At 72.4% G+C, this 25,828-nt stretch carries 26 protein-coding genes and 3 tRNA genes; 12 read left to right on the top strand and 17 right to left on the bottom strand.

What is annotated here, in order from left to right:
- Positions 1 to 15: 15 nt before the first annotated feature.
- A complete protein-coding gene (locus I003_RS0117335; protein WP_027772664.1) occupies positions 16 to 855 on the bottom strand; it encodes a sterol carrier family protein in 840 nt (279 codons plus the stop codon).
- 19 nt (positions 856 to 874) lie between these two features.
- Between I003_RS0117335 and I003_RS0117330 the strand changes: the two genes are divergently transcribed.
- Positions 875 to 1,423 carry a PH domain-containing protein gene (locus I003_RS0117330; RefSeq protein ID WP_078564117.1) on the top strand — a complete coding sequence of 183 codons (549 nt, stop codon included), beginning with the start codon at positions 875 to 877 and terminating at the stop codon, positions 1,421 to 1,423.
- A 27-nt stretch (positions 1,424 to 1,450) separates the two neighbouring features.
- Here the strand turns inward: I003_RS0117330 and purL are convergent, their stop codons facing one another.
- From purL to purS, 3 genes are all read right to left on the bottom strand, one after another.
- The gene (gene purL / locus I003_RS32525; protein ID WP_037721058.1) at positions 1,451 to 3,706 is read right to left on the bottom strand and encodes a phosphoribosylformylglycinamidine synthase subunit PurL; all 2,256 of its coding nucleotides are present in this window, start codon (positions 3,704 to 3,706) and stop codon (positions 1,451 to 1,453) included.
- 94 nt (positions 3,707 to 3,800) lie between these two features.
- A complete protein-coding gene (purQ, locus tag I003_RS0117320; RefSeq protein ID WP_027772662.1) occupies positions 3,801 to 4,481 on the bottom strand; it encodes a phosphoribosylformylglycinamidine synthase subunit PurQ in 681 nt (226 codons plus the stop codon).
- Positions 4,478 to 4,747: a phosphoribosylformylglycinamidine synthase subunit PurS gene (gene purS / locus I003_RS0117315; protein WP_027772661.1), complete on the bottom strand. Its 270-nt coding sequence runs from the start codon at positions 4,745 to 4,747 to the stop codon at positions 4,478 to 4,480. Before purS ends, purQ begins: the two co-directional genes overlap by 4 nt.
- 322 nt (positions 4,748 to 5,069) lie before the next feature.
- Here purS and I003_RS0117310 point away from each other — a divergent pair, with 322 nt between their 5' ends.
- The 9 genes from I003_RS0117310 to I003_RS0117270 all read left to right on the top strand — a co-directional run bounded on the left by I003_RS0117310 (position 5,070) and on the right by I003_RS0117270 (position 11,104).
- A complete protein-coding gene (locus I003_RS0117310) occupies positions 5,070 to 5,387 on the top strand; it encodes a histone-like nucleoid-structuring protein Lsr2 (protein WP_027772660.1) in 318 nt (105 codons plus the stop codon).
- Positions 5,388 to 5,530: 143 nt separating this feature from the next.
- Positions 5,531 to 5,602: transfer RNA gene (locus I003_RS0117305), tRNA-Gly, on the top strand.
- A gap of 73 nt (positions 5,603 to 5,675) precedes the next feature.
- Positions 5,676 to 5,748: transfer RNA gene (locus tag I003_RS0117300), tRNA-Gly, on the top strand.
- 127 nt (positions 5,749 to 5,875) lie between these two features.
- Entirely contained in the window at positions 5,876 to 6,898 is a 1,023-nt protein-coding gene (locus tag I003_RS0117295; RefSeq protein WP_027772659.1) for an ABC transporter ATP-binding protein, read from the top strand.
- Entirely contained in the window at positions 6,895 to 7,713 is an 819-nt protein-coding gene (locus I003_RS0117290; protein ID WP_027772658.1) for an ABC transporter permease, read from the top strand. The genes I003_RS0117295 and I003_RS0117290 overlap by 4 nt, the downstream gene beginning before the upstream one ends.
- Before the next feature lie 101 nt (positions 7,714 to 7,814).
- Positions 7,815 to 9,164: a sensor histidine kinase gene (locus I003_RS0117285; protein ID WP_486584263.1), complete on the top strand. Its 1,350-nt coding sequence runs from the start codon at positions 7,815 to 7,817 to the stop codon at positions 9,162 to 9,164.
- Positions 9,161 to 9,766, top strand: coding sequence for a response regulator transcription factor (locus I003_RS0117280; RefSeq protein WP_027772656.1), 606 nt, complete (start codon positions 9,161 to 9,163; stop codon positions 9,764 to 9,766). The genes I003_RS0117285 and I003_RS0117280 overlap by 4 nt, the downstream gene beginning before the upstream one ends.
- A gap of 213 nt (positions 9,767 to 9,979) precedes the next feature.
- A tRNA-Gly gene (locus tag I003_RS0117275) sits at positions 9,980 to 10,055 on the top strand.
- 104 nt (positions 10,056 to 10,159) lie between these two features.
- A complete protein-coding gene (locus I003_RS0117270; RefSeq protein WP_027772655.1) occupies positions 10,160 to 11,104 on the top strand; it encodes an A/G-specific adenine glycosylase in 945 nt (314 codons plus the stop codon).
- Positions 11,105 to 11,270: 166 nt separating this feature from the next.
- Here I003_RS0117270 and I003_RS0117265 read toward each other — a convergent pair whose 3' ends face one another.
- The 3 genes from I003_RS0117265 to I003_RS0117255 form a co-directional block, all read right to left on the bottom strand.
- Complete coding sequence (locus tag I003_RS0117265) at positions 11,271 to 11,711, bottom strand: VOC family protein (protein WP_027772654.1); 441 nt, start codon at positions 11,709 to 11,711, stop codon at positions 11,271 to 11,273.
- Between the two features lie 59 nt (positions 11,712 to 11,770).
- Complete coding sequence (locus I003_RS0117260) at positions 11,771 to 12,157, bottom strand: helix-turn-helix transcriptional regulator (RefSeq protein WP_037721056.1); 387 nt, start codon at positions 12,155 to 12,157, stop codon at positions 11,771 to 11,773.
- 188 nt (positions 12,158 to 12,345) lie between these two features.
- The gene (locus I003_RS0117255; protein ID WP_027772652.1) at positions 12,346 to 13,938 is read right to left on the bottom strand and encodes an MDR family MFS transporter; all 1,593 of its coding nucleotides are present in this window, start codon (positions 13,936 to 13,938) and stop codon (positions 12,346 to 12,348) included.
- A 101-nt stretch (positions 13,939 to 14,039) separates the two neighbouring features.
- Between I003_RS0117255 and I003_RS0117250 the strand changes: the two genes are divergently transcribed.
- A complete protein-coding gene (locus I003_RS0117250; protein ID WP_027772651.1) occupies positions 14,040 to 14,600 on the top strand; it encodes a TetR/AcrR family transcriptional regulator in 561 nt (186 codons plus the stop codon).
- A 148-nt stretch (positions 14,601 to 14,748) separates the two neighbouring features.
- On the opposite strand, the gene I003_RS0117245 is transcribed toward I003_RS0117250, so the two are convergent.
- Positions 14,749 to 17,277, bottom strand: a complete 2,529-nt coding sequence (locus I003_RS0117245) for an ATP-dependent Clp protease ATP-binding subunit (RefSeq protein WP_027772650.1) — start codon at positions 17,275 to 17,277, stop codon at positions 14,749 to 14,751.
- 452 nt (positions 17,278 to 17,729) lie between these two features.
- Between I003_RS0117245 and I003_RS36480 the strand changes: the two genes are divergently transcribed.
- The gene (locus I003_RS36480; RefSeq protein WP_037721054.1) at positions 17,730 to 18,521 is read left to right on the top strand and encodes a hypothetical protein; all 792 of its coding nucleotides are present in this window, start codon (positions 17,730 to 17,732) and stop codon (positions 18,519 to 18,521) included.
- On the opposite strand, the gene I003_RS0117235 is transcribed toward I003_RS36480, so the two are convergent.
- The 9 genes from I003_RS0117235 to panC form a co-directional block, all read right to left on the bottom strand.
- Positions 18,460 to 18,786, bottom strand: coding sequence for a histone-like nucleoid-structuring protein Lsr2 (locus I003_RS0117235; protein WP_027772648.1), 327 nt, complete (start codon positions 18,784 to 18,786; stop codon positions 18,460 to 18,462). The genes I003_RS36480 and I003_RS0117235 overlap by 62 nt on opposite strands.
- Before the next feature lie 120 nt (positions 18,787 to 18,906).
- The gene (locus I003_RS0117230; protein ID WP_027772647.1) at positions 18,907 to 19,425 is read right to left on the bottom strand and encodes an amino-acid N-acetyltransferase; all 519 of its coding nucleotides are present in this window, start codon (positions 19,423 to 19,425) and stop codon (positions 18,907 to 18,909) included.
- Positions 19,426 to 19,440: 15 nt separating this feature from the next.
- On the bottom strand, positions 19,441 to 19,845 hold the full coding sequence (locus I003_RS0117225) for a BlaI/MecI/CopY family transcriptional regulator (RefSeq protein WP_027772646.1): 405 nt from the start codon (positions 19,843 to 19,845) through the stop codon (positions 19,441 to 19,443).
- A 125-nt stretch (positions 19,846 to 19,970) separates the two neighbouring features.
- Positions 19,971 to 20,141 (bottom strand): hypothetical protein, encoded by a 171-nt coding sequence (locus tag I003_RS36475; RefSeq protein ID WP_027772645.1) that lies wholly within the window; start codon positions 20,139 to 20,141, stop codon positions 19,971 to 19,973.
- Between the two features lie 206 nt (positions 20,142 to 20,347).
- Positions 20,348 to 21,133, bottom strand: a complete 786-nt coding sequence (locus I003_RS0117215) for a hypothetical protein (RefSeq protein ID WP_027772644.1) — start codon at positions 21,131 to 21,133, stop codon at positions 20,348 to 20,350.
- A 117-nt stretch (positions 21,134 to 21,250) separates the two neighbouring features.
- Positions 21,251 to 22,048 (bottom strand): type III pantothenate kinase, encoded by a 798-nt coding sequence (locus I003_RS0117210; protein ID WP_027772643.1) that lies wholly within the window; start codon positions 22,046 to 22,048, stop codon positions 21,251 to 21,253.
- Complete coding sequence (gene nadC, locus I003_RS0117205; RefSeq protein WP_027772642.1) at positions 22,049 to 23,065, bottom strand: carboxylating nicotinate-nucleotide diphosphorylase; 1,017 nt, start codon at positions 23,063 to 23,065, stop codon at positions 22,049 to 22,051.
- 32 nt (positions 23,066 to 23,097) lie between these two features.
- Complete coding sequence (locus tag I003_RS0117200; protein ID WP_027772641.1) at positions 23,098 to 24,828, bottom strand: L-aspartate oxidase; 1,731 nt, start codon at positions 24,826 to 24,828, stop codon at positions 23,098 to 23,100.
- Positions 24,825 to 25,823: a pantoate--beta-alanine ligase gene (gene panC / locus I003_RS0117195; protein WP_078564113.1), complete on the bottom strand. Its 999-nt coding sequence runs from the start codon at positions 25,821 to 25,823 to the stop codon at positions 24,825 to 24,827. The genes I003_RS0117200 and panC overlap by 4 nt, the downstream gene beginning before the upstream one ends.
- Between the last annotated feature and the right edge of the window lie 5 nt (positions 25,824 to 25,828).

Here is a 25,828-nt window from a genome sequence, read left to right as displayed (position 1 = left end):
CTGGGAGCCGGCGCGTCAGGACAGCACCGGGAGGACCCCGGTCAGGTCCGCCCGCTCGCCGCTCGCCGTGACCGCGCCCGCCGCCCGCGCCGCCTCCCAGGCCGTACGGCCCGTCGCCAGGCGGATCCACGTCAGCGGGTCCGTTTCCACCACGTTCGGCGGCGTGCCCCGGGTGTGACGAGGCCCTTCCACGCACTGGACGGCCGCGTACGGCGGGATGCGCACCTCCACGGCCGCGCCCGGGGCCTTCGCCGCCAGGGCGTCGGCGAGGACGCGGACGACGGCCGCCACCGCGGCCCGGTCCAGAGGGACGTCGGTGCCGGTGGCGCGGGTCAGATCGTCGCTGTGGACGACGAGTTCGACAAGGCGGGTGACGGTCATGTCGAGGGCGGTCATCGGGCCGGAGCCGTGCGGCAGCAGGCGGTCCGTGCGCACCGCCTCCGGTCCGGCCGCCGCCAGGCGCTCCGCCGCCGCGTCCACCGCCGAGGCGTACGCCGCGGGGCCCGCGCCGTACTCCGCGGCGATGCGGCCGGCCTCCCGCCGGGTCCGCTCGTCCAGCCGGCCGGCGATGTCCGCCGTCGACACCGCCCACGACGGCAGGTCGACCGCCGCCCGCGCCGCCGGCGGGGCCGGCTCGGCGAGGAGCCGCGGCGTCGCCTCGATCTGGTCGACGATGTGCGCCAGCAGCAGCCGGACGTCCCAGCCCGGCAGCCCCGACGGCAGCGCAAGCCGGCGCTCGTCCAGCGCGTGTACCGCGGCGCTCACCGCGCGCACCTGCGCCGTGAGCGCCGTCCACGTCTTCTCCGGGTCGTACGTCCGCGCCCTGCGGGCGCCGCTGCGCTTGGCGGTCGGCATGACAGGAAGCGTACGGCCGATGTGTGACAACGCGATCCTGTGCCACCATGCGCGCATGCCTATCGCCGACCGCTACCTCGCAGAAGACGAGTCGCTGGTGTACGTGACGCGCCAGCACTGGACCACCCTGGTCAACGAGTTCCTCGCGCTGTGCGTGATCGCGTTGGCCGCCGGGGCGCTCATGTGGTGGCTGCCGACGGACGAGGACTGGGGGACGTACACGGGCTTCGGGGTGCTGGCGGTGGGGGCGATCTTCGCCTGCTACTTCTGGCTCATCCCGCTGCTGCAGTGGCGCAGCACGATGTACATCCTCACCACCAAGCGCCTGCACAAGCGCAGCGGCTTTCTGTCCAAGTCCGGCCGCAGCATCCCCCTGTCGCGCGTCAACGACGTGTCGTTCCGCGCCACCCTCTGGGAGCGGATCATGCGCTACGGGACCCTCAACGTGCAGTCCGCCTCCGAGCAGGGCGTGATGACGCTGCGGCACGTACCCGACCCGGAAGGGCTGAAGGCGCAGATCTACCGGGCCGTGGACGCCCTCGGGAGCGGGTCGGAGCCAGCGCGCTGACCCGCCCCCGCGGCGGAGGGCCCGGACTCAGGCGAACAGCGCCGGAATCGTGCGCTCGTACGTCTCCCGCAGCTCCGCCAGCGGCAGCGTGAACTGCCCCTGCACGTCCACCGCGTCCCCGTCGACCACGCCGATGCGCGTCGCCGGCAGCCCACGCGCGCCGCACATGTCGGTGAAGCGCATCTCCTCGCTCCGCGGCACCGCCACCACCGCGCGGCCCTGCGACTCCGAGAAGAGGAACACCGCCGGCTCCAGCCCTTCCGGCACCACCAGCCGCGCGCCGTGGCCGCCCTTCAGGCAGGACTCGACCACCGCCTGGACCAGCCCGCCGTCCGACAGGTCGTGCGCCGCGTCGATCATGCCGTCGCGCGAGGCGGAGATGAGGATCTCGGCGAGCAGCCGCTCCCGCTCCAGGTCGACGGCCGGCGGCAGCCCGCCCAGGTGCTCGTGGACCACCTGCGACCAGGCGGAACCGCCCAGCTCCTCCTTCGTCTCGCCGAGGAGGTAGAGCAGTTGGCCCTCGTGCCCGAACGCCATCGGCGTGCGCCGCGCCACGTCGTCGATCACGCCGAGCACGCCGACGACAGGGGTCGGGTGGATGGGCTGGTCGCCGGTCTGGTTGTAGAGGGAGACGTTGCCGCCGGTGACCGGGGTGCCCAGGGTGCGGCAGGCGTCGGCCAGGCCGCGGCAGGCCTCGGCGAACTGCCACATGCCCGCCGGGTCCTCCGGCGAGGGGAAGTTGAGGCAGTCGGTGACCGCGAGCGGGCGGGCGCCGGTGGCGGCGACGTTGCGGTACGACTCCGCCAGCGCGAGCTGCGCACCCGCGTACGGGTCGAGCTTGGCGTACCGGCCGTTGCCGTCGGTGGCCAGCGCGACGCCGAGGCCGGTCTCCTCGTCGATGCGGATCATGCCGGAGTCCTCGGGCTGCGCCAGGACGGTGTTGCCGAGGACGAATCGGTCGTACTGCGAGGTGATCCACGACTTGTCCGCCTGGTTCGGCGAGCCGACCAGCCGCAGCACCTGCGCGCGCAGCGCGTCGCCGTCGGCCGCGGCCGGCCGCGGAAGCCTGGCGGCGTCGTCGGCCTGGAGGGCGTCGAGCCAGCCGGGGCGGGCCATCGGCCGCTCGTAGACCGGGCCGTCGTGGGCGACGGTGCGCGGCGGCACGTCGACGATCTGCTCGCCGTGCCAGTAGATCTCCAGCCGGTCACCGTCGGTGACCTCGCCGATGACGGTGGCGGTGACGTCCCACTTCTCGCAGACGGCGAGGAAACGGTCGGCCTTCCCGGGCTCGACGACCGCGCACATCCGCTCCTGCGACTCGCTCATGAGGATCTCCTCGGGCGAAAGCGTCGCGTCGCGCAGCGGTACGACGTCGAGTTCGACGCGCATGCCGCCGGTGCCGTTGGAGGCCAGCTCGGAGGTGGCGCAGGAGAGCCCGGCGGCGCCGAGGTCCTGGATGCCTACGACGAGGTCCTCGCGGAACGCCTCCAGGGTGCACTCGATGAGCAGCTTCTCCTGGAACGGGTCGCCGACCTGGACGCTCGGGCGCTTGCTGGGCTTGGCCTCGTCGAAGGTCTCGGAGGCCAGGATGGAGGCGCCGCCGATGCCGTCGCCGCCGGTGCGGGCGCCGTAGAGGATCACCTTGTTGCCGACGCCCGCGGCCTTGGCGAGGTGGATGTCCTCGTGCCGCATGACGCCGACGCAGAGGGCGTTGACGAGCGGATTGCCCTGGTAGCAGGGGTCGAAGACGACCTCGCCGCCGATGTTGGGCAGGCCGAGGCAGTTGCCGTAGCCGCCGATGCCGGCGACCACGCCGGGCAGCACCCGCTTGGTGTCGGAATGGTCGGCGGCGCCGAAGCGCAGCGGGTCCATCACGGCGACGGGACGGGCGCCCATGGCGATGATGTCGCGGACGATGCCCCCGATGCCGGTGGCGGCGCCCTGGTAGGGCTCCACGTACGAGGGGTGGTTGTGCGACTCGACCTTGAACGTGACGGCGTAGCCCTGGCCGACGTCGACGACGCCCGCCTGCTCGCCGATACCGACGAGCAGGGCGTCGGAGGGCGGGGCCTTGTCGCCGAACTGCTTCAGGTGCACCTTGCTCGACTTGTACGAACAGTGCTCGGACCACATGACGGAGTACATGGCCAGCTCGGCGCCGGTCGGGCGGCGGCCGAGAATCTCGCGGATCTGCTCGTACTCGTTCTGCTTCAGGCCGAGTTCGGCCCAGGGCTGCTCGGCGTCGGGCGTGCCGGAAGCATGCTTGACGGTATCCAGGGTCACGCTCGCTCGCTCCTTCGCGCGCCGGGTTCGGGACGGTCGTGGCTCAGGGCGCGAACTCGCTCCCTCGCCGTTCCGGTATCCAAGGGGGTGCGCGTCATGCGTGGACCAGCCTCTTGAGGATCGAGGTGAAGAAGCCCAGGCCGTCCGTGCGGCCGGTGCCGACGAGGGTTTCGACGGCGTGCTCGGGGTGGGGCATGAGGCCGACGACGTTGCCCGCCTCGTTGGCGATGCCGGCGATGTCGCGCAGCGAGCCGTTGGGGTTTCCGTCCCTATAGCGGAAGACGACGCGGCCGGTGGCCTCCAGCTCGTCGAGCGTACGTTCGTCCGCCGTGTATCGGCCGTCGATGTTCTTCAGCGGGATGTGGATGTCCTGACCGGCGGCGTAGTCGGAGGTCCACGCCGTGGCGGCGTTCTCCACCCGTAGCTTCTGGTCCCGGCAGATGAAGTGGAGGTGGTTGTTGCGCAACATCGCGCCGGGCAGCAGATGAGTTTCCGTGAGCACCTGGAAGCCGTTGCAGATGCCGAGGACCGGCATACCGGACCTGGCCTGCTCGATGACCGTATCCATCACCGGCGCAAAGCGCGAAATGGCGCCCGCCCTCAGATAGTCGCCGTAACTGAAACCACCCGGGAGCACGACCGCGTCGACCTGGTGCAGATCCTTGTCCCGGTGCCAGAGCGAGACCGGCTCGGCGCCCGCCAGCCGAACCGCCCGCAGCGCGTCGCGGTCGTCGAGAGATCCCGGGAATGTGACGACGCCGATACGAGCGGTCACTTCGCCTCTCCCCGGCGCGCGACTTCCTCGACACGTACGGTGAAGTCCTCGATCACGGTGTTCGCAAGGAACGTCTCGGCCATTGTGTTGATCTGCGCGAGGGCGGCGTCGTCGACCGGTCCCTCCACTTCGAGCTCGAAGCGCTTGCCCTGGCGGACGTCGGCGATCCCGCCGAAGCCGAGGCGCGGCAGCGCACGCTGCACCGCCTGCCCCTGCGGGTCGAGGATCTCCGGCTTGAGCATGACGTCGACTACGACGCGGGCCACTGGCTACTCCCGGTAAGGGTTGTGAAGAAGCGGTGACGACAGCGTACCTTGCGGACAAATCTACCCGGGTAGATATGCGTCCCACCGGTTACGGTTCCGCATCGCCCGTGATATCCACTTGGGTAAAGGGGCCAATAAAAGTAGGGTCCGCATTGCGACGTGACACGCGGGCCATTTGCTCGGCTTCCGCATCTGATTCCGTCGCGATACAAAGGGTAAAGAACTGATCAAATGAGCCGGCGCTCCCGCAGTCCCGGTCCACCGCGCAGGTCACGCGGCGGACGGGAAAGCGGCAGGCGCGACCGACGGAAGGACCGGTTTCGTGGCGCAGCGCGTAGTGGTCAGCCTCTTCGACGACATCGACGGCGGAGAAGCGACCGAGACGGTCAACTTCGGACTCGACGGGAAGTCGTACGAGATCGATCTCAATGCCTCGAACGCCAAGAAACTCCGCAGCACGCTGGCACCCTTCCTGCGGGCCGGGCGGAAGCAGTCGGCGTCGGGACGTGCGTTCACCCGCACCGACGTCGCACCCAACCCCGCCACCGTGCGCGCCTGGGCCGGCTCGCAGGGCATGGACGTGCCCGCCAGGGGGCGCATCCCGAAGAAGGTCTACGAGGCGTTCGAAGCCGCCCACTGACGCCGTCCGCCTCCTGCGCGGCTTTGCCCCATCCGGCCGTCCGCCGGGCCGTCTTGGCGTCGTTCACCGGCCCGGCTTGCCATCTCCCCCGGGGGATCCGATAGAGTCGGGGCACGCGCCAAGGGGAGACCCCCCGAGGCCACGCGGGTGTAGCTCAGTAGTAGAGCGCCCTCTTTCCAAGAGGGAGGCGCAGTGTGCGATTCCTGTCACCCGCTCCGCCACAGAAGCCCCATGAGTCGTGGGGTAGAGTGGAGCACGCGCCGGACGATGAGAGTCGTTCGGATGCACGCGGACGTGGCTCAGTTGGTAGAGCATCACCTTGCCAAGGTGAGGGTCGCGAGTTCGAATCTCGTCGTCCGCTCAGTGGAGAGCCCCGGCTTCGGCCGGGGCTCTCTTTTGTGTGCCCGCTCCTCCGCCATGACATCTGTCATCGCGTCCGATGACAGCGTGCACTGCACCGGCGCCCGCGGCGGCGGAAGCCTGAAGACATGGTCAGTGCAGAGGAGAACGTGATCAGCGCCGCGGGGCTGCGGCGCGCCTACGGGGACTTCGAGGCGGTGCGGGGCGTCGACTTCGCCGTCCGCCGGGGCGAGTTGTTCGCCCTGCTGGGGACGAACGGCGCCGGCAAGACCTCCACCGTGGAACTGCTGGAGGGGCTGGCGGAGCCCAGCGGGGGCGAGGTGCGGGTGCTGGGGCGTGACCCGTACCGCGAGCGCGGGCGGGTGCGCCCGTACACCGGCGTGATGCTTCAGGAAGGCGGGATGCCCTCGCAGCTCACGGTCGCCGAAACGGTACGGATGTGGGCCGGCTGCACAGCGCGCCCGCGGCCCACCGCGGAGGCACTTGAGCTGGTCGGGCTCGCGGACCGCCGCGACGTACGGGTGGCGCAGTTGTCCGGCGGCGAGCGGCGGCGGCTCGACCTGGCGCTCGCGCTGCTCGGCCGGCCGGAGGTGCTGTTCCTCGACGAGCCGACCACCGGGCTCGACGCCGAGGGGAGGCACGCCACCTGGGAGCTGGTGCGCGAACTGCGCTCCGGCGGCACGACGGTGCTGCTCACCACGCACTATCTGGAGGAGGCCGAGGAGCTGGCGGACCGGCTGGCGATCATGGCCGGCGGGCGGATCGCCGCCGCCGGCACCGTCGAGGACATCGTCGGCGCCCACCCGGCGACCGTCTCGTTCCGGCTGCCCGTCGGCTGGCTCCCGGGAGACCTGCCGCCGCTGCCGCCGCTGGGCGTGACGGGGCACGAGCTGTCCGGGACGACCGTACGGCTGCGTACCGGCGCGCTGCAGCGGACGCTGACCGGGCTGCTGCTGTGGGCCCAGGACAACGGGGTGGAGCTGACCGGTCTGGACGCCCGGTCGGCGTCGCTGGAGGAGGCGTTCCTGAAGATCGCGGGCGCCGCGGAGGACGACCGCAGGGCCGAAACGGGCAAGCGGCGCGAGAAGGGCGCCGCCCCCGCGCCGTACGCCGCCGGCACGGCCCGTACCGACGAGAGGAACGCCCGATGACCGCCACCACCGCCGCCCCGCCGTCGCGCCTCGACGACCGGGCCGCCGACGTGCCCGGCCCGCTCGCCCGGCTCACCGCGATCGGCCGCGCCGAGCTGACGCTGCTGTGGCGCAGCAAGCTCGTGCTCTTCGGCGCGCTGGTCACCCCGGCGGGCTTCGCGTTCGCCACCCGGTCGGCGGTCGACGAGCTGGACCTGTCCGACACCGGCCTCACCGCGGCCACCGTGGTGCTGCCGAGCGCCGTCGTCTTCGCGCTGCTCTTCGTCGTCTACGCGAACCTCGTCATCGTCTACGTGGCCCGCCGCGAGGAACTCGTCCTCAAGCGGCTGCGCACCGGCCTGCTCACCGACCGCGAACTCCTCGCCGGCGCCGCGCTGCCGGCCCTGTGCGTGGCGCTGGGACAAGTCCTCGTACTGGCCGTCACCGTGAGCCTGGCGATGGACTCGCCTGCGCCGGAGGCGCCGCACCTGGCGGTGCTGGGGGTGCTGCTGGGGATGGCGATGCTCACCGTGCTGGCCGCGGCGACCGCGGCGGTGACGAAGTCGGCGGAGAGCGCGCAGTTGACGAGCATGCCGCTGCTGCTGGTGTCGATGTTCGGCTCGGGTCTGTTCGTGCCGTTCGAGGTGCTGCCGGACTCCGTCGCGGAGGTGGCGCAGCGGCTCCCGCTGTCGCCGGTGGTGGAGCTGGTGCGCGGCGGCTGGACCGGGGAGCTGGACGGCGGCGCGGTCGTCGGGGCGCTCGCGGTGGCGGTGGCGTGGACGGCCGCGGGGACGTGGGCGGTGCGGCGGTGGTTCCGGTGGGAGCCGCGCGGGTGAGCGGGGTGCGGGCGGCCCTGCGGCCGGCGGGGGGTGGTGGGCGCACGGTACGGCCGTATGCGGCGCTCACGCCGGCCGGGGCGAATGGGACAATAGGGCCGGTGGAGGCGTACGAGATGACCGAGCCGGACGCGGGCGGGGGGCCCCGCCCGCGGCCGGTCCCGGACCCGGGGGCGGGACCGGGGCCGGGAGGCGGCGTGCTCCGCTGGCTGCAGCGGGCCCGGCGCATGAGCGGGCCCGTCCGCTGGCGCCACTACACCCTCTCCACCATGTACTTCCTCGCGCTCTTCGAGGCCGTGCTGTTCGGCGTGTGGCTGAGCAGCGCCCGGGACGACATGGGCGCGGCGCCGTTCGCCCTCGTGACCGTCCTGCTCCTCGCGCACCTCGTCCTCCAGATCAGGCTCTCCCTCACCGCCCCGTACCTCGGCGCCGCCGGCCCCAGCCGCCGGCTGCTCGCCCTGCACCTCGTCGTCGTCTCGGCGCTGCCGGCCACGGGCCTCGCGCTGCTCGCCGCGGACCGGCTGGAGCCGGTGCAGGTCGGGCCGTTCCTGGTCTGGGTGCTGATGTTCGCGGCCGGACCGGTGGTGCTGGCGCTGCCGCTGCGCCGCGGCGGGGTGGTCGTCGCGGCGCTGTGCACCGCCACGCTGCTGGCCGCGCTGGTGATCGGGCCGCGCGGGCAGTGGCTGGCCGTCACCGCGCTCACCACGGCACTCGGCGCGCCCTTCATCGGGCTCACCTACCGCGCCTCCGCCTGGGGCGTGAAGCTCGTCGACGAGCTCGACGCCGCCCGCGCCGCGCAGGCCCGGCTGGCCGTCGCCGAGGAGCGGCTGCGCTTCGGCCGCGACCTGCACGACGTCCTGGGGCGCAACCTCGCCGTCATGGCGCTCAAGAGCGAGCTGGCCGTGCAACTGGCGCAGCGCGGCCGGCCCGAGGCCGCCGACCAGATGGCCGAGGTGCAGCGGGTGGCGCAGGAGTCGCAGCGCGAGATCCGCGCCGTCGTGCGCGGCTACCGCGCCGCCGACCTGCACGCCGAGCTGGCCGGCGCCCGCGCGGTGCTGCGCGCCGCGGGCGTCGACTGCGAGGTGGACGAGGCGGGCGCGACGGCTCCGGGCGCGACGGCCGGGGGCGGGACCGCTGCGGGCGGGCGGATACCGGTGCCGGAACACGCGCAGTCAGCCCTGGCGTGGGTGGTCCGGGAGGGTACGACGAACGTGCTGCGGCACGCGGACGCCCGTACGTGCACGATCTCCGTGCGGGCCGCGGACGGCGTGGCCGAACTCGTCATGGACAACGACGGCGCCCCCGACGCCGAACCCGGCACCCCCGCGGACGGCGCCGGACTCACCGGGCTGCGGGAGCGGCTGGCGGCCGTCGGCGGCACGCTGAGCGCACAGCGCCGGGCGGGCGGGCGGTTCCGGCTGGCGGCGCGTATCGGCACGGAGGCGTCGTGATCCGCGTGCTGCTCGCCGACGACGAGCATCTGATCCGCGGCGCGCTGGCCGCGCTGCTGGCGCTGGAGGACGACCTCACGGTCGTCGCCGAGGCGGCCGGTGGCGATGAGGCGCTGGCGATGGCGCGCGCCCACCGGCCGGACGTCGCCGTGCTCGACCTGCAGATGCCGGGGCTCGACGGCGTCGCCGTGGCGGCCTCGCTGCGCACCGCGGCACCCGGCTGCGCGGCCATGATCGTCACCAGCCACGGCCGCCCCGGGGCGCTGAAGCAGGCGCTGTCCGCGGGGGTGCGCGGCTTCGTGCCCAAGACCGTCTCGGCGCAGAAGCTGGCGGAGGTGATCCGCACGGTACACGGGGGCGGCCGGTACGTGGACCCGGAGCTGGCGGCGGACGCCATCGCGGCGGGCGACTCGCCGCTGACGCCGCGGGAGGCGGAGGTGCTGGAACTGGCGGCGGACGGCGCCCCGGTCTCGGACATCGCCCGCCGCGCGGCGCTGACGCCGGGGACGGTACGGAACTACCTGTCGTCGGCCATGACGAAGCTGAACGCGGAGAACCGGCACGCGGCGGCCCGGCTGGCGAGGGAACGCGGCTGGCTGTGAAGGGCCGCCCGGGTGGTCCGGGGCGGGTGATACCAGGCGGTCCGGTCGGTGGCCTCTGCCGTACGGGCCGCCCCGGCGCGGCCGGCCGCCGCCGTGTCCCGTACGCCCGGCCCCACTCCCCCGGACCCGTTCCGCCCCGGGTCCGTGACGCCCGCCCGCGGCCGGTCCCCGGCTCCCGCACACGGGTATACTGGGCAGCCGCCCCACGGGCGCGCGGACGTAGCTCAGTTGGTAGAGCACCACCTTGCCAAGGTGGGGGTCGCGAGTTCGAGTCTCGTCGTCCGCTCCACGCACGCGCGCACCGCCCTTCGCGCCCGTCTCGACGGCACAACACGCAAGACCCCTGGCGCTGCCCGGGGCACCGCCCCTTTCTGTGCCAGGATCAGCAGTGCCATGACTGCGACCACAGCAAGTACCGCATCCGCGCCCGCCTCCGCCGGCGCCGCGCCCGCGTCCCCGCCCGAGCCCGCGGCGCTGCACGGGCCCGTCCTCCAGTGGTTCCACGAGCACGCCCGCGACCTGCCGTGGCGCCGGCCGGAAGCCGGCCCGTGGGGCGTCATGGTCAGCGAGTTCATGCTGCAGCAGACGCCGGTGAGCCGCGTGCTCCCCGTCTACACGCAGTGGCTGAAGCGCTGGCCCCGCCCCGCCGACCTGGCCGCCGAGGCGCCCGGCGAGGCCGTCCGCGCCTGGGGCCGGCTCGGCTACCCGCGCCGTGCCCTGCGGCTGCACGCCGCCGCGACCGCGATAAAGGAGCGGCACAACGGCGACGTGCCCAAGCGGCACGCGCAGCTCCTCGCGCTGCCCGGTATCGGCGAGTACACCGCGGCTGCCGTGGCGTCCTTCGCGTACGGGCAGCGGCACGCCGTGCTCGACACCAACGTCCGCCGGGTCTACGCCCGGCTGGTCGGCGGCACCGAGTTCCCGCCCGGCGCGACGACCGCCGTGGAGCGCCGCGTCGCGCGCGAGCTGCTGCCCGAGGCGGACGCCGAGGCGGCCCGCTGGGGCGCCGCGACGATGGAGCTGGGCGCGCTCGTCTGCACGGCCCGCAAGCCCGACTGCGACAACTGCCCGGTGGCGACGCTGTGCGCCTGGCGGCTCGCCGGACACCCCGCCCACGCGGGCCCGCCGCGCCGCACCCAGACGTACGCCGGCACCGACCGGCAGGTACGCGGCCGGCTGCTGGCCGTACTGCGGGACGCGGACGGGCCGGTGCCGCAGCAGCGGCTGGACGCCGTCTGGCACGAGCCGGTGCAGCGGGCGAGGGCGCTGGACAGCCTGGTGTCGGACGGGCTCGTGGAGCCGCTGGCGGACGGTCTGTACCGGCTGCCGCAGAGCTGACGGCCGCTGCCTGCCGCCTACGGGCAGCGGACGGCGGCGTCCGCCGCGGCTGTCCCGGTGGCGCGGCGGCCGGCCGACTGCGCGGCCGGGCACCGGGCGGCGCGGGTGCGCGGATCCGTTCCGCCGGCCCGGGCCCCCGCCGCGCCGGAGGCGCCCCCGGGCCGCGTCAGGCCCAGGGCTTGCTGTGGTCCAGCCCGCCCTCCCGGCGCTGCGTCAGCGAGTACCAGTTGCCGCTGTCGTCGCGGAAGATCGCCTCGACCCCGTACGGCCGCTCCTGCGGCTCTTGTATGAAGTCCACGCCCCGCGTGCGCAGCTTTGCGTACGTCGCCCGGCAGTCGTCGGTGTGGAACGCACCGGCACCCAGCACGCCCTTGGTGACAAGCGTCGTCAGCGCCTCGGCCGACTCCGGATCGAGGCCGGGTCCCGTGGTCCGCATGAGGGCGAGCATGACGTCCGGCTGGCCGGGAACCCCGACCGTGATCCAGCGCATGCCCTCGCCCATCTCGATGTCGTCGCGGATCTCGAAGCCGAGCTTGTCGACGAAGAAGTCGCGGCTGCGTTCCTGGTCGGTGGTCCACACGGTGGTGATGGCCAGATTCGTGATCATGTCGTTCTCCCTGGTGGGGCGGTTCTTCGGTACGCCGGAAACGGTAGGCGGGCGGGGACTCAGCCCGCTTCCTCAGAGTTGCGCTCCCGCATCCGCGGGTCGAACCCGCCGGCCCACAGCAGCGCGAAGCAGCCCGGTATGAGCGCGGTGCCGCGGCCCACGTGCGCGTCGCGGTACGCGCTCGGGGACAGCCCCGTACGCCGCTTGAAGCTCGCGGAGAACGTGCCGAGGGCGGAGAAGCCGACCAGGTGGCAGATCTCGGTGACGGAGAGGTTGCACGTGCGCAGCAGGTGCTCGGCGCGCTCCAGGCGGCGGCGCGTCAGATACTGGCCGGGGGTCTCGCCGTAGGCCGCCTTGAAGGCGCGGATGAAGTGATACCGGGAGTAACCGGCGTGCGTCGCCACCGCGTCCAGGTCGACCGTCGGGTCGGCCCAGTCGCGGTCCATGGCGTCCTTGGCGCTGCGAAGTGCGCGCAGATCGGGGCGAAGCACTCGTCGAGCATGGCACGCACCACTGACAACGGCCGTCTCCGCCGGTGCGCCGGTAGCCGGGGGGCCGTACGCACGGACGGGCCGCGCGCCCCCCGCCCGCTACTACGGGAGGCGCACGGCCCGCCTTCGGGGCCCCGGCCCGCTCACACCTTCGCCGGGGACCCCGCCTCCGCTTGCGCGGAGCCCGGACCGGCGTCCCCGGCCGGTCCGGCGTCCTCCTTCGCCGGGCCGGCCCCGCGCAGCGGGACCTCCTTGACGAACCACGAGGAGACGAACGCGAGTGCGGCGATCACGGCCCCCCAGAGGAAGACCTGGTGGGTGCCGTTCGAGACGGCGTTCAGGTACGCCTCCTTGATCTGTGCCGGCAGTTGCTCGATCCGCTCCGGGGTCAACTGCCCGCCGCCGCCCGCCGCCGTCTCGCCCGCCGGCCCGGCCTCCTCGGCCATCGTGTCGGCGACCCGGCTGCTGAAGATCGCGCCCATCAGGGCGACGCCGAAGGAGCCGCCGATGGTGCGGGTCAGGGTGATCGTGGAGCTGCCGGCGCCCATGTCGCGCATCTCCAGGCTGTTCTGCCCGACGAGCATCGACATCTGGATCATGAAGCCCAGACCGGCGCCCATCACCGCCATGTAGAGCCCGGAGGTGAGGCGGGAGGTGCCGGTGTCCATCGTGGACAGCAGGTACATCCCGACGATCAGCGCGGCCCCGCCGATGATCGGGTAGATCTTGTAGCGCCCGGTCTTCGTCGTGGCCCGGCCGACGAAGAGCGAGACGACCATGACCGGCAGCATCATCGGCAGCAGCAGCAGGCCGGAGTTGGTGGCCGAGGCTCCCTGGACGCTCTGCTGGAACAGCGGCAGGAAGGTCACCCCGCCGAACATCACGAAGCCGACGATGAAGCCGATCAGGTTCATCAACGTGAAGTTCCGGCTGCGGAAGATGCGCAGCGGGATGATCGGTTCTGCGGCACGGGTCTCGGCCCGGGCGAAGGCCGCCAGCGACACGGCGCCGAGCACGGCCAGGCCGATGATCTGCACCGACCCCCAGTCGTACTCCGTACCGCCCCAGGAGGTCACCAGCACCAGCGCGGTCAGCGCGAGCGTGAGCAGGGCGGCGCCCGTGTAGTCCACGCGCGCCTTGACGCGCTTCTTCGGCAGGTGCAGGACCGTGGAGATGACGAAGAGCGAGACGGCGCCGAGCGGCAGGTTGATGTAGAAGGCCCAGCGCCAGCCGAGGTGGTCGGTGATCGTCCCGCCGACCAGCGGGCCGCCGATGGTGGCGATGCCCATGACGGCGGCCATCATGCCCTGGTACCGGCCGCGTTCCCGGGGCGGCACGAGGTCACCGATGATCGCCATCACGCCGACGATGAGACCGCCGCCGCCCAGGCCCTGGATCGCGCGGAAGCCGATGAGCTGGCCCATGTCCTGGGCCATGCCGGACAGGGCCGAGCCGATCAGGAAGAGGACGATGGAGGACATGAAGATGCCCTTACGCCCATAGAGGTCGCCGAACTTGCCCCACAGCGGCGTGGAGACGGCTATGGCCAGGGTGTACGCGGTGACCACCCAGGCGAGGTGGTTCAGGCCCCCCAGCTCGCCGACGATCGTGGGCATCGCGGTGCCGACGATCAGGTTGTCGAGCATCGCCAGCATCATGGTGATCATCAGGCCGAGCATGATCACCCTGATGTTGCGCGGCGATGCGGGGGCCGCCTCCTGCTCCGTGTCCGCCATGGACCTCTCCCTACTTACTTGCCGCCCGGCTAGTGGGTACGATGTGAACGTACGCCCCTACTTGCCGGGCGTCAAGTAAGTACCAGACGGAAGCGGGGATCATGGGGACGACCAGGGGCGACACCCGCCGGCGCATTCAGGATGTGGCGCTGGAGCTCTTCGCCGACAAGGGCTACGACAAGACGTCCCTGCGCGAAATCGCCGAACGGCTCGACGTCACGAAGGCCGCGCTCTATTACCACTTCAAGACCAAGGAGGACATCCTCGTCAGCCTGGTCGAGGACCACTTCGGTCGGGTCGACGCGCTGATCGCCTGGGGCCGTGACCAGCCGGCCACGCTGGAGACCAGGCTGGAGCTGCTGGCGCGGTACAGCGCGCTGCTCGCCGGCGGCAGCACCCTCTTCCGGTTCATGCAGGAGAACCAGGCGAGCATCCGCGAGCTGAGCCTCGGCGAGTCCTTCAAGGCGCGCATGGGCGACATCATCGGGATGCTGCGCGACAAGGACGCCGATCTGAAGGACCAGGCCCGCTGCATCTCGGCGATCTTCGCCATGCACGCCGGGATGTTCGCCCTGGCCGACGCCCCGGGCGACGCCGAGGAGAAGCGGCTCGCCTGCCTGGAGGTCGCGCAGGACCTGGTGACGGCGGCGCACAAGGGCTGACCACGCCCTCGGGGCGCCGCGCCGCAGGCCGTACGGGACGCCCCCGGTACGGGCCCGGGGGCGTACGGCACGTGCACGCAGAGCCGCCCCGGACCGTGTGGTCCGGGGCGGCTCTGTGTCGTACCGCGGAAGCCGAGCCGCTACGGGCTCACGCCTCCTTGCTCAGGTTCGGGCCCGCGCCGCCGGCGGCGGCGTCGACCGGCGGGGCGTCGGGCAGCGCCGACTTCTCCTCGCCGCGGAAGGTGAACGTCGCGTCGTCACCCTCGCCCTCGGTGTCGACCACCACGATGTGGCCCGGGCGCAGCTCGCCGAAGAGGATCTTCTCCGAGAGCACGTCCTCGATCTCCCGCTGGATCGCGCGGCGCAGCGGCCGGGCGCCCAGCACCGGGTCGAAGCCGCGCTTGGACAGCAGGTCCTTGGCCTCGGTGGACAGCTCGATGGCCATGTCGCGGTCCTTGAGCCGGTTGTCCAGCTCGGCCAGCCGCAGGTCGACGATCTCGATGATGTCGTCCCGGGTGAGCTGGTGGAAGACCACGATGTCATCCACACGGTTGAGGAACTCCGGCCGGAAGTGCTGCTTCAGCTCCTCGCTGACCTTCGACTTCATCCGCTCGTAGCCGGACTTGACGTCGCCCCCGGCGGCGAACCCCAGGCCGAAGCCCTTGGAGATGTCCTTCGTGCCGAGGTTGGTCGTCATGATGATGATCGTGTTCTTGAAGTCCACGACCCGGCCCTGGGAGTCGGTCAGCCGACCGTCCTCCAGGATCTGCAGCAGCGAGTTGAAGATGTCCGGGTGGGCCTTCTCGACCTCGTCGAAGAGGACGACCGAGAACGGCTTCCGGCGCACCTTCTCCGTGAGCTGGCCGCCCTCCTCGTACCCGACGTAGCCGGGCGGGGAGCCGAACAGCCGCGAGACGGTGTGCTTCTCGCTGAACTCCGACATGTCGAGCTGGATGAGCGCGTCCTCGTCACCGAAGAGGAACTCCGCCAGCGTCTTCGACAGCTCCGTCTTACCGACGCCGGACGGGCCGGCGAAGATGAACGAACCGCCGGGGCGCTTCGGGTCCTTCAGGCCCGCCCGCGTACGGCGGATGGCCTGGGAGAGCGCCTTGATGGCGTCCTCCTGCCCGATGACGCGCTTGTGCAGCTCGTCCTCCATGCGCAGCAGCCGCGAGGACTCCTCCTCGGTCAGCTTGAAGACCGGGATGCCGGTGGCGGTGGCCAGGACCTCGGCGATCAGCTCCTCGTCCACCTCGGCGACGACGTCCATGTCGCCGGCCCTCCACTCCTTCTCCCGCTGCGCCTTCTGCGCCAGGAGCTGCTTTTCCTTGTCACGCAGCCCGGCGGCCAGCTCGAAGTCCTGCGAGTCGATCGCGGACTCCTTCTCACGCCGCACATCGGCGATCTTCTCGTCGAACTCCCGCAGGTCCGGCGGCGCGGTCATCCGGCGGATGCGCATCCGCGAGCCCGCCTCGTCGATCAGGTCGATCGCCTTGTCCGGCAGGAAGCGGTCGGAGATGTACCGGTCAGCGAGCTGGGCCGCGGCGACCAGCGCGGCGTCCGTGATGGACACCCGGTGGTGCGCCTCGTACCGGTCGCGCAGACCCTTGAGGATCTCGATCGTGTGCTGCAGCGACGGCTCCGCGACCTGGATCGGCTGGAAGCGGCGCTCCAGGGCCGCGTCCTTCTCCAGGTGCTTGCGGTACTCGTCGAGCGTGGTGGCACCGATGGTCTGCAGCTCGCCGCGGGCCAGCATCGGCTTGAGGATGCTCGCCGCGTCGATCGCGCCCTCGGCGGCCCCCGCGCCCACCAGGGTGTGCAGCTCGTCGATGAACAGGATGATGTCGCCGCGGGTGCGGATCTCCTTGAGCACCTTCTTCAGGCGCTCTTCGAAGTCACCGCGGTAGCGGGAGCCCGCGACCAGCGCGCCCAGGTCCAGGGTGTAGAGGTGCTTGTCCTTCAGCGTCTCGGGCACCTCGCCCTTGACGATGGCCTGCGCCAGGCCCTCGACGACGGCGGTCTTGCCGACGCCGGGCTCACCGATGAGCACGGGGTTGTTCTTGGTGCGGCGGGACAGCACCTGCATGACCCGCTCGATCTCCTTCTCGCGCCCGATGACCGGGTCGAGCTTGGACTCGCGGGCCGCCTGGGTGAGGTTCCGGCCGAACTGGTCGAGCACCAGGGACGTCGACGGCGTGCCCTCGGCGGGGCCGCCGGCGGTGGCGGTCTCCTTGCCGCCCTGGTAACCGGAGAGCAACTGGATGACCTGCTGCCGCACACGGTTCAGGTCGGCGCCCAGCTTCACGAGCACCTGGGCGGCGACGCCCTCGCCCTCGCGGATGAGGCCGAGGAGAATGTGCTCCGTACCGATGTAGTTGTGTCCGAGCTGAAGGGCCTCGCGGAGCGACAGCTCCAGGACCTTCTTCGCCCGGGGGGTGAAGGGGATGTGGCCGGACGGGGCCTGCTGGCCCTGGCCGATGATCTCCTCCACCTGCTGGCGGACCGCCTCGAGCGAGATCCCGAGGCTCTCCAGTGCCTTTGCGGCGACACCCTCACCCTCGTGGATCAGGCCCAGGAGGATGTGCTCGGTGCCGATGTAGTTGTGGTTGAGCATCCGGGCTTCTTCCTGAGCCAGGACGACAACCCGCCGCGCGCGGTCGGTGAACCTCTCGAACATCGTTAATCGCTCCTCAGAGCGGTCAGGCAGATCGGGGACGTTCCCCTCCCTGTCCTTCCGCAGCTTAGTCCCGCAAGCGGGGACCGCTCATTCCAACTGCCGACACCCGGACGTCGACCTCCATCAGTCTCCTGCACCGGACATCCGACTACTGCTCCAACCCGATGGTGCGAGACGATGTTCCCGCAGGCCAGGCGAATACTCTCAATGCCGCTACGCCCATGGCGAACGCCACCCGCCGAACCCTGCCGAAGCACTGCTCTCACCAGCGCCACTAGTCAAGTCTTACCCGCACCATGGGCGGTGCCATCAGATTTTCCGGCCTCTTCACTGCGCTGACGGCGAACACGGCGGAACGCCTGCCGACGCCGATACGGGGAAGAAGAAGCGCGCTATGCGACCGGGATGACACATGTCGTAACCATGGCGGGTGCGACCCCGTTGCTCAGGGCGTGACCGGTTCCGTGATCCCGCGCCAGACCGGCCCGCAGGGCAGACCCGGCCCGGCGGGCGGGAGCGGCGCGTGCGGCCGGAATGGTTCGGGTACGGGGGCGGGGACAGGGACCGGCGGCGAGTACGCCGCGGGGTCTGCCCCGCCCTCCGCGGCCGGCGCTGCGGCGGGAGCGCCCTCGGCGGGCGGGCTGCCGCCCGGGGCGCTGCGCTGCGACATGCTGGAGATGCCCGCGGAGGCCGGCTGGGCCGTCCTGCGCCGGCGGCCCGCCACGGGGCCCGTGGGGCTGACCGGCGGCCGGATGCGCTTCCTGATCGCCGAGGGCGGCGCGGCGGAGCTGCCGGGGCTGCTGGACTGGCTGGAGTGGGGCGGGATCCCGCTGGACCTGAGCGCGGCGCCGGCGGCGGTACGGAGCTGGCCGCCGACGCTGTGGCTGCGTCCGCCCGGCAGGGCGGCGCTGGCGCGGCTCCCCGCGGTACGGCTGTCCGTGGGCACGGAAGCCGGCCGCGGGGGCGGAGTCGTGGACGGGGAGGGCGTAGCAGACGGGAACGGCTCAGGAGGGGACGCGGAGGGCGCCGAAGACGCCGTCCGGGATGCTGGCGAAGGGAAGGGGGACAGGGATGGCGCGGACGGCGCTGCGGTTCAGGCGCGGCACCGGGTTGCGGACCGGCCGGACCTGGTACGGCTGGTGAGCGCGGCGGCGACAGCCTGCCACCGCCTCACCCTGAACGTCAGCCGTTCGCCTTTTCGTATGCCTCGCGGATGTTCGCCGGAACACGGCCACGCTCACTGACCTCGTAACCCTGCTCCTTCGCCCACGCGCGGATCTTCGCCGTGTCCTGGCTGCCGGACGCTCCGCCGCGAGAACGCTTCGCCGCACGGCCACCGGTCCTGCGACCGCTCTTCACGTACTGCTCCAGAGCGGAGCGCAGCTTTTCCGCGTTGGCAGTCGTGAGGTCGATCTCGTAGGACTTGCCGTCGAGAGCGAACGTCACGGTCTCGTCTGCCTCACCGCCATCGAGATCATCGACGAGAAGGACCTGTACCTTCTGAGCCACCGGGCTTCCCTTTCATCGGAACAATGTGTGCTGGCGAAAGCAAACCGCTTTTCAGCGAAAAACTCAAACCCTGCCGGAGAACTCGCTCAAGAATATCTTCGCGATTCGGACAAAGCGTCATCAGAGATGCAGCAGCATCCTGCTGTTGCCGAGGGTGTTGGGCTTCACCCGCTCCAGGTCCAGGAACTCGGCAACGCCCTCGTCATACGAGCGCAGCAGCTCACTGTAGACGTCCTGGTCCACCGGAGTCTCGCCGATCTCGACGAAGCCGTGCTTGGCGAAGAAGTCGACTTCGAACGTGAGGCAGAAAATGCGGCCGACACCGAGCCAGCGGGCGGTGTGCAGCAACTTGTCGAGGAGTTGGTGGCCGATGCCGGTGCCCTTGCGGGCCGGATCCACGGCCAGCGTACGCACCTCGGCGAGGTCCTCCCACATCACGTGCAGCGCGCCGCAGCCGACCACGGCGGCGTCCACGTCCTGCTCGGCGACCCAGAACTCCTGGATGTCCTCGTAAAGCGTCACGGTGGCTTTGTCGAGAAGGATGTCGCGGTGCACGTAGGGGTCGAGCAGCCGCCGGATGGCCCGCACATCCGAGGTGCGGGCACGCCGGATGGTGACCCCGTAAGAATCGCTGGGCATGACATGACGCTATCGTCACGCGCTTCCTTCGCCGTCACCGGCTTCGGTGTCGCCGGGTGAGTCCAGCGACACGACGCGTAGCGCATCGCGCAGGGCTTCGAGCTGGGCCGGTGACATCATGCCGAAGAACGCGACAAGAGCCGCCGCCGGATTGTCGCTGGCGGCCCACGCGTCGTTCATGAGTGCGGCGGAGTAGGCGGCGCGGGTGGACACCGCTTCATATCGATAGGCGCGGCCTTCGGGGGAGCGCCTCAGCCAGCCCTTCTGGTGGAGGTTGTCCATTACGGTCATGACGGTGGTGTACGCGAGAGAGCGTTCCTGCTGGAGGTCTTCCAGCACTTCCCTGACCGTGACCGGGCGGTTCCACTCCCACACCCGGGTCATGACCGTGTCTTCGAGCTCTCCCAATGGCCGGACCACGCCAGCACAATACCCGTAGGAGGGTGGACAACGGGGCGATTGGGACGGGGATGGGGACTGCGGCGTGGCGATTCAGGGGGCGCGTGCGCCGCCCGAAGGTGAGGAGTACCCGGCGTTACGCGGCGCTACTCCACGGACTTCTGCTTCGACGCCTCCGCCCGGGCGAACGCCGCGTCGACGGCGGCGTCTTCCTTGGCCTTGTTGGGGCCGCCCTGGTTCTTGACGATCGTCACGATCATCAGGATGAAGGCGACGGCCATGACGGTCGACGGCAGCAGCGCGGAAAGGTAATCCATGAGAGCCATCCATCGTTGCGGGCTACTGGGCGCGGGCGCCGCGGAGGTGCCGCGGGCTCCAGCGTAGCCCGCCCCCGCGGGGGCGGCGGCGGGGGGTTGGCGGGGAGGCGCGGACGGTGCCGGGAGGGGCGGTGGCGTGGCGGGGCGGGAGCGTACGGAGGCGGGGGCCCCCGGGCCCGTACGGCGGGACGGGCCCGGAGTGCGGGTCAGGCCGTGCGAGCCGCGCAGGGGCGCAGCAGGTGCTCCGAGGGCCGGGCCGGACGGCGGCGGGGCGGGAAGACCTCGGCGGGCGTGGGCACCGGCCGGTTCGGAGACGCGGGCCGGCGGTCCGGAGGATTCTCGCGGGGCGGGTGCTGCCGGGGCTCCTCGCCGGGCTTGCGCGGCTGCCGGCCCGGGGCGGGCTCCGGCTCCTCGGACCCCTGCGCCGCCCAGGCCCCTCTGCCGCCGGGGAGGGCACGCAGCGCGGGCCGCGGGAGGAGCCCGGGCGGCACATGCGGCGGCCTCGGCGCCGCGGGCCCAGCCGGCGCCGCGGGCACGGCCGGCATCGGGCGGCGGCGGGGCGGGACCTGGGCCACCGCCAGCGCCTCGCAGCGCCACAGCAGTCGCCGCCGGCGCTCGGCCACGACCGAATCCGCCTGCGCGGCGCAGAGGGCGCGCAGCGCGGCGACATCCGCCTGCCGGGGCACGTAGCCGGTGGCCAGCGCGTCGTGCAGCGCCTCGGCGTACCCGGAGGCGCTGCCGGGGAGCGCGGCGCGGTAGCGGGCGAGGTCGGCGTCACGGAACAGCCGCATCCGGTCCGCCTCGGCCGCCGCCTCGTCCAACGCCGCGGCCAGCTCCGTACAGTCCCGTACGACGGCACCGCGCACGATCGCCGGCGCGGCGGCCGGATCCGTTCCGTCACCCCTGGCGGGCCTGGGCAGGCCCCAACTCGACTCGATGGCGATGGCCAGCGCGTCACGCACGACGCGGAGCTCGTCGGCGCTGAGCGCCACACCGCCTCGGGAACCGTATGGCGTAGGCATAATCCGACTTTAGGCCCTGAAGGGGACTCATGCCGTGAAGGCGCGCGGAACGGGCTACCGCCGCGGGAGGGGCACTGCCGCGGCCCGTCAGGTGGTCGAGACGTTCCGCTCGTAGACCAGGCGGAGGCCGATCAGCGTCAGCCACGGCTCGTGCTCGTCGATCACCGCGGAATCGGCCAGCATCATCGGCGCCAGCCCGCCCGTCGCTATGACGGTGACCTCGTCCGGGTCGTCCGCCAGCTCCGCCGCCATACGGTTGACCACGCCGTCGACCTGGCCCGCGAAGCCGTACAGGATGCCGGACTGCATCGCCTCGACCGTGTTCTTGCCGATCACCGAGCGCGGCCGGGCCAGCTCGATCTTGCGCAACTGCGCGCCGCGGACGCCCAGCGCCTCCGTGGAGATCTCGATGCCGGGCGCGATGACCCCGCCGACGTACTCGCCGCGCTCGCTCACCGCGTCGAACGTCGTCGCCGTGCCGAAGTCGACGACGATGGCGGGGCCGCCGTACAGCTCGGCCGCCGCCAGGGCGTTGATGATCCGGTCGGCGCCGACCTCCTTGGGGTTGTCCATCAGGACGGGCACGCCGGTCTTCACGCCCGGCTCGACGAGCACGGAGGGGACGTCGCCGTAGTAGCGGCGGGTGACCTCGCGCAGTTCGTGCAGCACCGACGGCACGGTGGAGCAGATGGCGATGCCGTGGATGCCGTCGCCCAGCTCCTCGCCGAGCAGCGGGTGCATGCCCATCAGGCCCTGGAGCAGGACGGCCAGTTCGTCCGCGGTGCGGCGCGCGTCCGTGGAGATGCGCCAGTGTTCGACGATCTCCTCGCCGTCGAAGAGGCCGAGGACGGTATGGGTGTTCCCGACGTCGATGGTGAGGAGCATCTAGCCGTCGCCCCCCTCGCGCAGGTCGAGGCCGATGTCGAGGATGGGGGTGGAGTGCGTGAGCGCTCCTACGGCCAGATAGTCGACGCCCGTCTCCGCGTACGCGCGCGCGTTGTCGAGCGTCAGCCGCCCGGAGGACTCCAGCCGGGCGCGGCCCGCGACCAGCGCGACGGCCTCCTCCGTCTCCACGGGCGTGAAGTTGTCCAGCAGGATGAGGTCGGCACCCGCGTCGACCGCCTCGCGCACCTGGTGCAGGGTGTCCGCCTCCACCTCCACGTCCAGGTCCGGGAACTCGGCCCGTACCATCCGGAACGCCTCGGCCAGGCCGCCCGCCGCGACCACGTGGTTGTCCTTGACCAGCGCCGCGTCCGACAGCGACATGCGGTGGTTGACGCCGCCCCCGCACCGCACCGCGTACTTCTCCAGGGCGCGCAGGCCGGGCGTCGTCTTGCGGGTGTCGCGGACCTTGGCGGCGGTGCCCTCCAGGGCATCGGCCCAGGCGCGGGTGGAAGTGGCGATTCCGGACATCCGGCAAAGGAGGTTGAGCGCGCTGCGTTCGGCGGTGAGGAGATCGCGGGTACGGGTACGGACGGTCAGCAGCCGCTGTCCGGCCCCGACCCGGTCGCCGTCCTCGGCATGCCGCACCACCTCCATGTCATCGGTACAGACGACGGACAGGACCGCCTCGGTGACCCGCAGGCCGGCGACGACACCGGCCTCGCGTGCGGTGAAGTCGCCGGTGGCGACGGCGTCCTCGGGGACGGTGGCGACGGTCGTCACGTCCACGCCGTGGTCGAGGTCCTCCTCGACCGCGAGATGGGCGACGTCCTCGACGTAGACGGGGTCGAGGCCCGCGTCGGCGAGGAGCTGGGCGAGCGCCGGGTCGAGGCCGCACTCCAGCGGATCGTGGCCGTACGCCGCGTCTGCGTCACCGTCGCCCGCCCCGCAGCCGCAGGCGTCGCCGCAGCCCTCCGCGCCGGTGTCCGGGCCGCCGAGGGGCAGGAGCGTCAGCTCCACGGGCTGGGGGCGGTGGGGCTCTGGGGTGCTGCTCACGGGGTCTCCCGGTGGAAGGCGGTGCCGGCGGTGGTCCGGACGGCGAGTGCGGGGCGGGCGGGGGGTGCGGGGTCTTCGGGGCGTACGGGCGCCGCGGGGTACCCGGCGCGTACGGGATCGGGGGTGAGGGTGACGAGGAAGTGGCGGGCCCACCGGGCGTCGTCGCGGTCGGCGTGGTCCTCGCGCCAGTGCGAGCCGCGGGTCTCGGCGCGGCGCCGGGCGCTCTCGACGAGGACCTGCGCGACGAGCAGCAGGTTGGTCGCCTCCCAGGTCTCCACGCACGGTGCCGCGGGGGCGGGCCGCGCGGTGTCGCGTATCGCGCGCAGCTCGGCGGCGGCCTCGTCCAGGCTGGCGGCGGAGCGCAGGACGCCCGCCCCGGCGGTCATGGCGCGCTGGATGTCCGGGCGCGCGTCCGGCCGCAGGAGGGCAATCTCCCGGGGCCGGGTCTTCGGCTCCGGGGCCTCCGGCTCCCCGGGTACGGGCGCGGCGGCGACGTCCGCCGCGATGCGCTCGGCGAAGACCAGGCCCTCCAGCAGGGAGTTGGAGGCCAGCCTGTTCGCGCCGTGCACGCCCGTGCAGGCGACCTCACCGCAGGCGTAGAGGCCCGGGACGCTCGTCCGCCCGCGCAGGTCCGTGACGACGCCGCCGGAGGCGTAGTGGGCCGCGGGGGCTACCGGGACGAGGTCGTGGACCGGGTCGAAGCCGTGCGCGCGGCAGGCCGCGAAGATCGTCGGGAAGCGCTGCTTCCACATCTCCGCGCCGAAGTGCCGCCCGTCGAGGTACATGTGGTCGGCGCCGCGCTCGCGCATGCGCCGCATGATGCCCTTCGCCACGATGTCGCGCGGCGCCAGCTCCGCCAGCTCGTGCCGGCCCACCATGAACCGCTCGCCGTCCGCGTCGACGAGGCGGGCGCCCTCGCCCCGTACCGCCTCGGAGACCAGCGGCTGCTGGCCCTGCGCGTCCGGGCCCAGGAACATCACCGTCGGATGGAACTGGACGAACTCCAGGTCCGAGACCTCCGCGCCGGCGCGCAGCGCGAGCGCGACGCCGTCGCCGGTGGAGACCGGGGGGTTGGTGGTCGCGGAGAAGACCTGGCCCATTCCGCCGGTGGCGAGCACCACGGCGGGGGCGCGCACGGCGCCCACGCCGTCGCGTGCGCCCTCACCCATGACGTGCAGCGTGACACCGGCGGCGCGCCCTTCCGCGTCCTTGATCAGATCGAGTACCAGTGCGTGCTCGACGGTCTCGATACCCGCCTCGCGCACCGCCTCGACCAGCGCGCGGGAGACCTCCGCGCCGGTCGCGTCGCCGCCCGCGTGGGCGATACGGCGGCGGTGGTGGCCGCCCTCGCGGGTCAGCTCGATGGCGCCGGTGGCGGGGTCGGTGTCGAAGGTGGCGCCGCTGGCGATGAGTCGGCGTACGGCGGCGGGGCCCTCGGTGACGAGGGTGCGTACGGCGTCCTCGTCGCACAGACCGGCGCCGGCGACGAGGGTGTCGGCGAGGTGCTGCTCGGGGGTGTCGCCGTCGCCGAGGGCGGCGGCGATGCCGCCCTGGGCCCAGCGGGTGGAGCCGTCGTCGAGGTTGGCCTTGGTCACGACGACGACCCGGCGGCCCGCCTCCGCGCAGCGCAGCGCGGCGGTGAGGCCGGCGACGCCGGAGCCCACCACGACGACGTCGGTGTCCAGCACCCAGCCGGGAGCGGGGGCCTTGAGCCGTATCGCGGTCACCGGGCACCTCCGAAGGTGAGGCGGATGTTGTCGATGAGGCGGGTGGCACCGACCCTGGCGGCGACGGCGAGCACGGCGTCGTGGGCGGGGGCGTCTTCCTGTGCCGCGGCGGCCGTTTCCCGCGCCGTGGCACCCGGCTTCTCCGCCGTTCCGCGCGGGCCGTCCGCGGCGTCGGTGCCGTCCGTACCGTCCGTGACCGGCGTGAAGTCCGCGGGATCCACCAGCGCGGCGTAGTCCAGTTCCAGCGGGGGCGTCAGCGCCTTCGCGTCGTGCAGCACAGACCGCGCCGCGGTCAGCGCCTCGCGCGGCCCGCCCGCCGCCGCGCGCGCCGCGAACAGCGCACGGGACAGCGCGAGCGCGGTGCGGCGCTCCGGCGCGGAGAGGTACACGTTGCGGCTGGACAGGGCGAGCCCGTCCGGCTCGCGCACGGTCGGCACGCCGATGATGCGTACCGGGAAGTTCAGGTCGCGCACCATCCGCGTGATCAGCGCGAGTTGCTGGGCGTCCTTCTGCCCGTACAGCGCCGCGTCCGGCTGCGTGAGGTGCAGCAGTTTGGCGACGACGGTCAGCACGCCGTCGAAGTGCCCGGGGCGGAACGCGCCCTCCAGCCGCTCCCCCATCGGCCCGGCGCTGATGCGCACCTGGGGCTCGCCGCCCGGGTAGACCTCGTCGGCGGAGGGCGCGAAGACCACGTCCGCGCCTTCCTTGCCCGCGAGCCGGACGTCGGCGTCGAGGGTGCGGGGGTAGCGGTCCAGGTCCTCGCCGGGCCCGAACTGCAGCGGGTTGACGAAGACGGTGACCACGACCTGCCCGTGCGGGCCGACGACGGTACGGGCGGCGCGGACGAGGGCGGCGTGGCCCTCGTGCAGCGCACCCATGGTCATCACCACGGCGCGCGCCGGGCGTTCGGGCCCCGGTCCCTGCGCTTCCGGCGGCTCGTGCGCCCCCGGCGGCTCCGGCAGATCCGCGGCCTTGTGTACGAGTAGAGCGGTCATCGTCG

Source organism: Streptomyces sp. CNQ329, assembly GCF_000482585.1.
The sequence above is the reverse complement of the archived record's forward strand: the minus strand, read 5'-3'. Positions and strand labels throughout refer to the sequence as shown.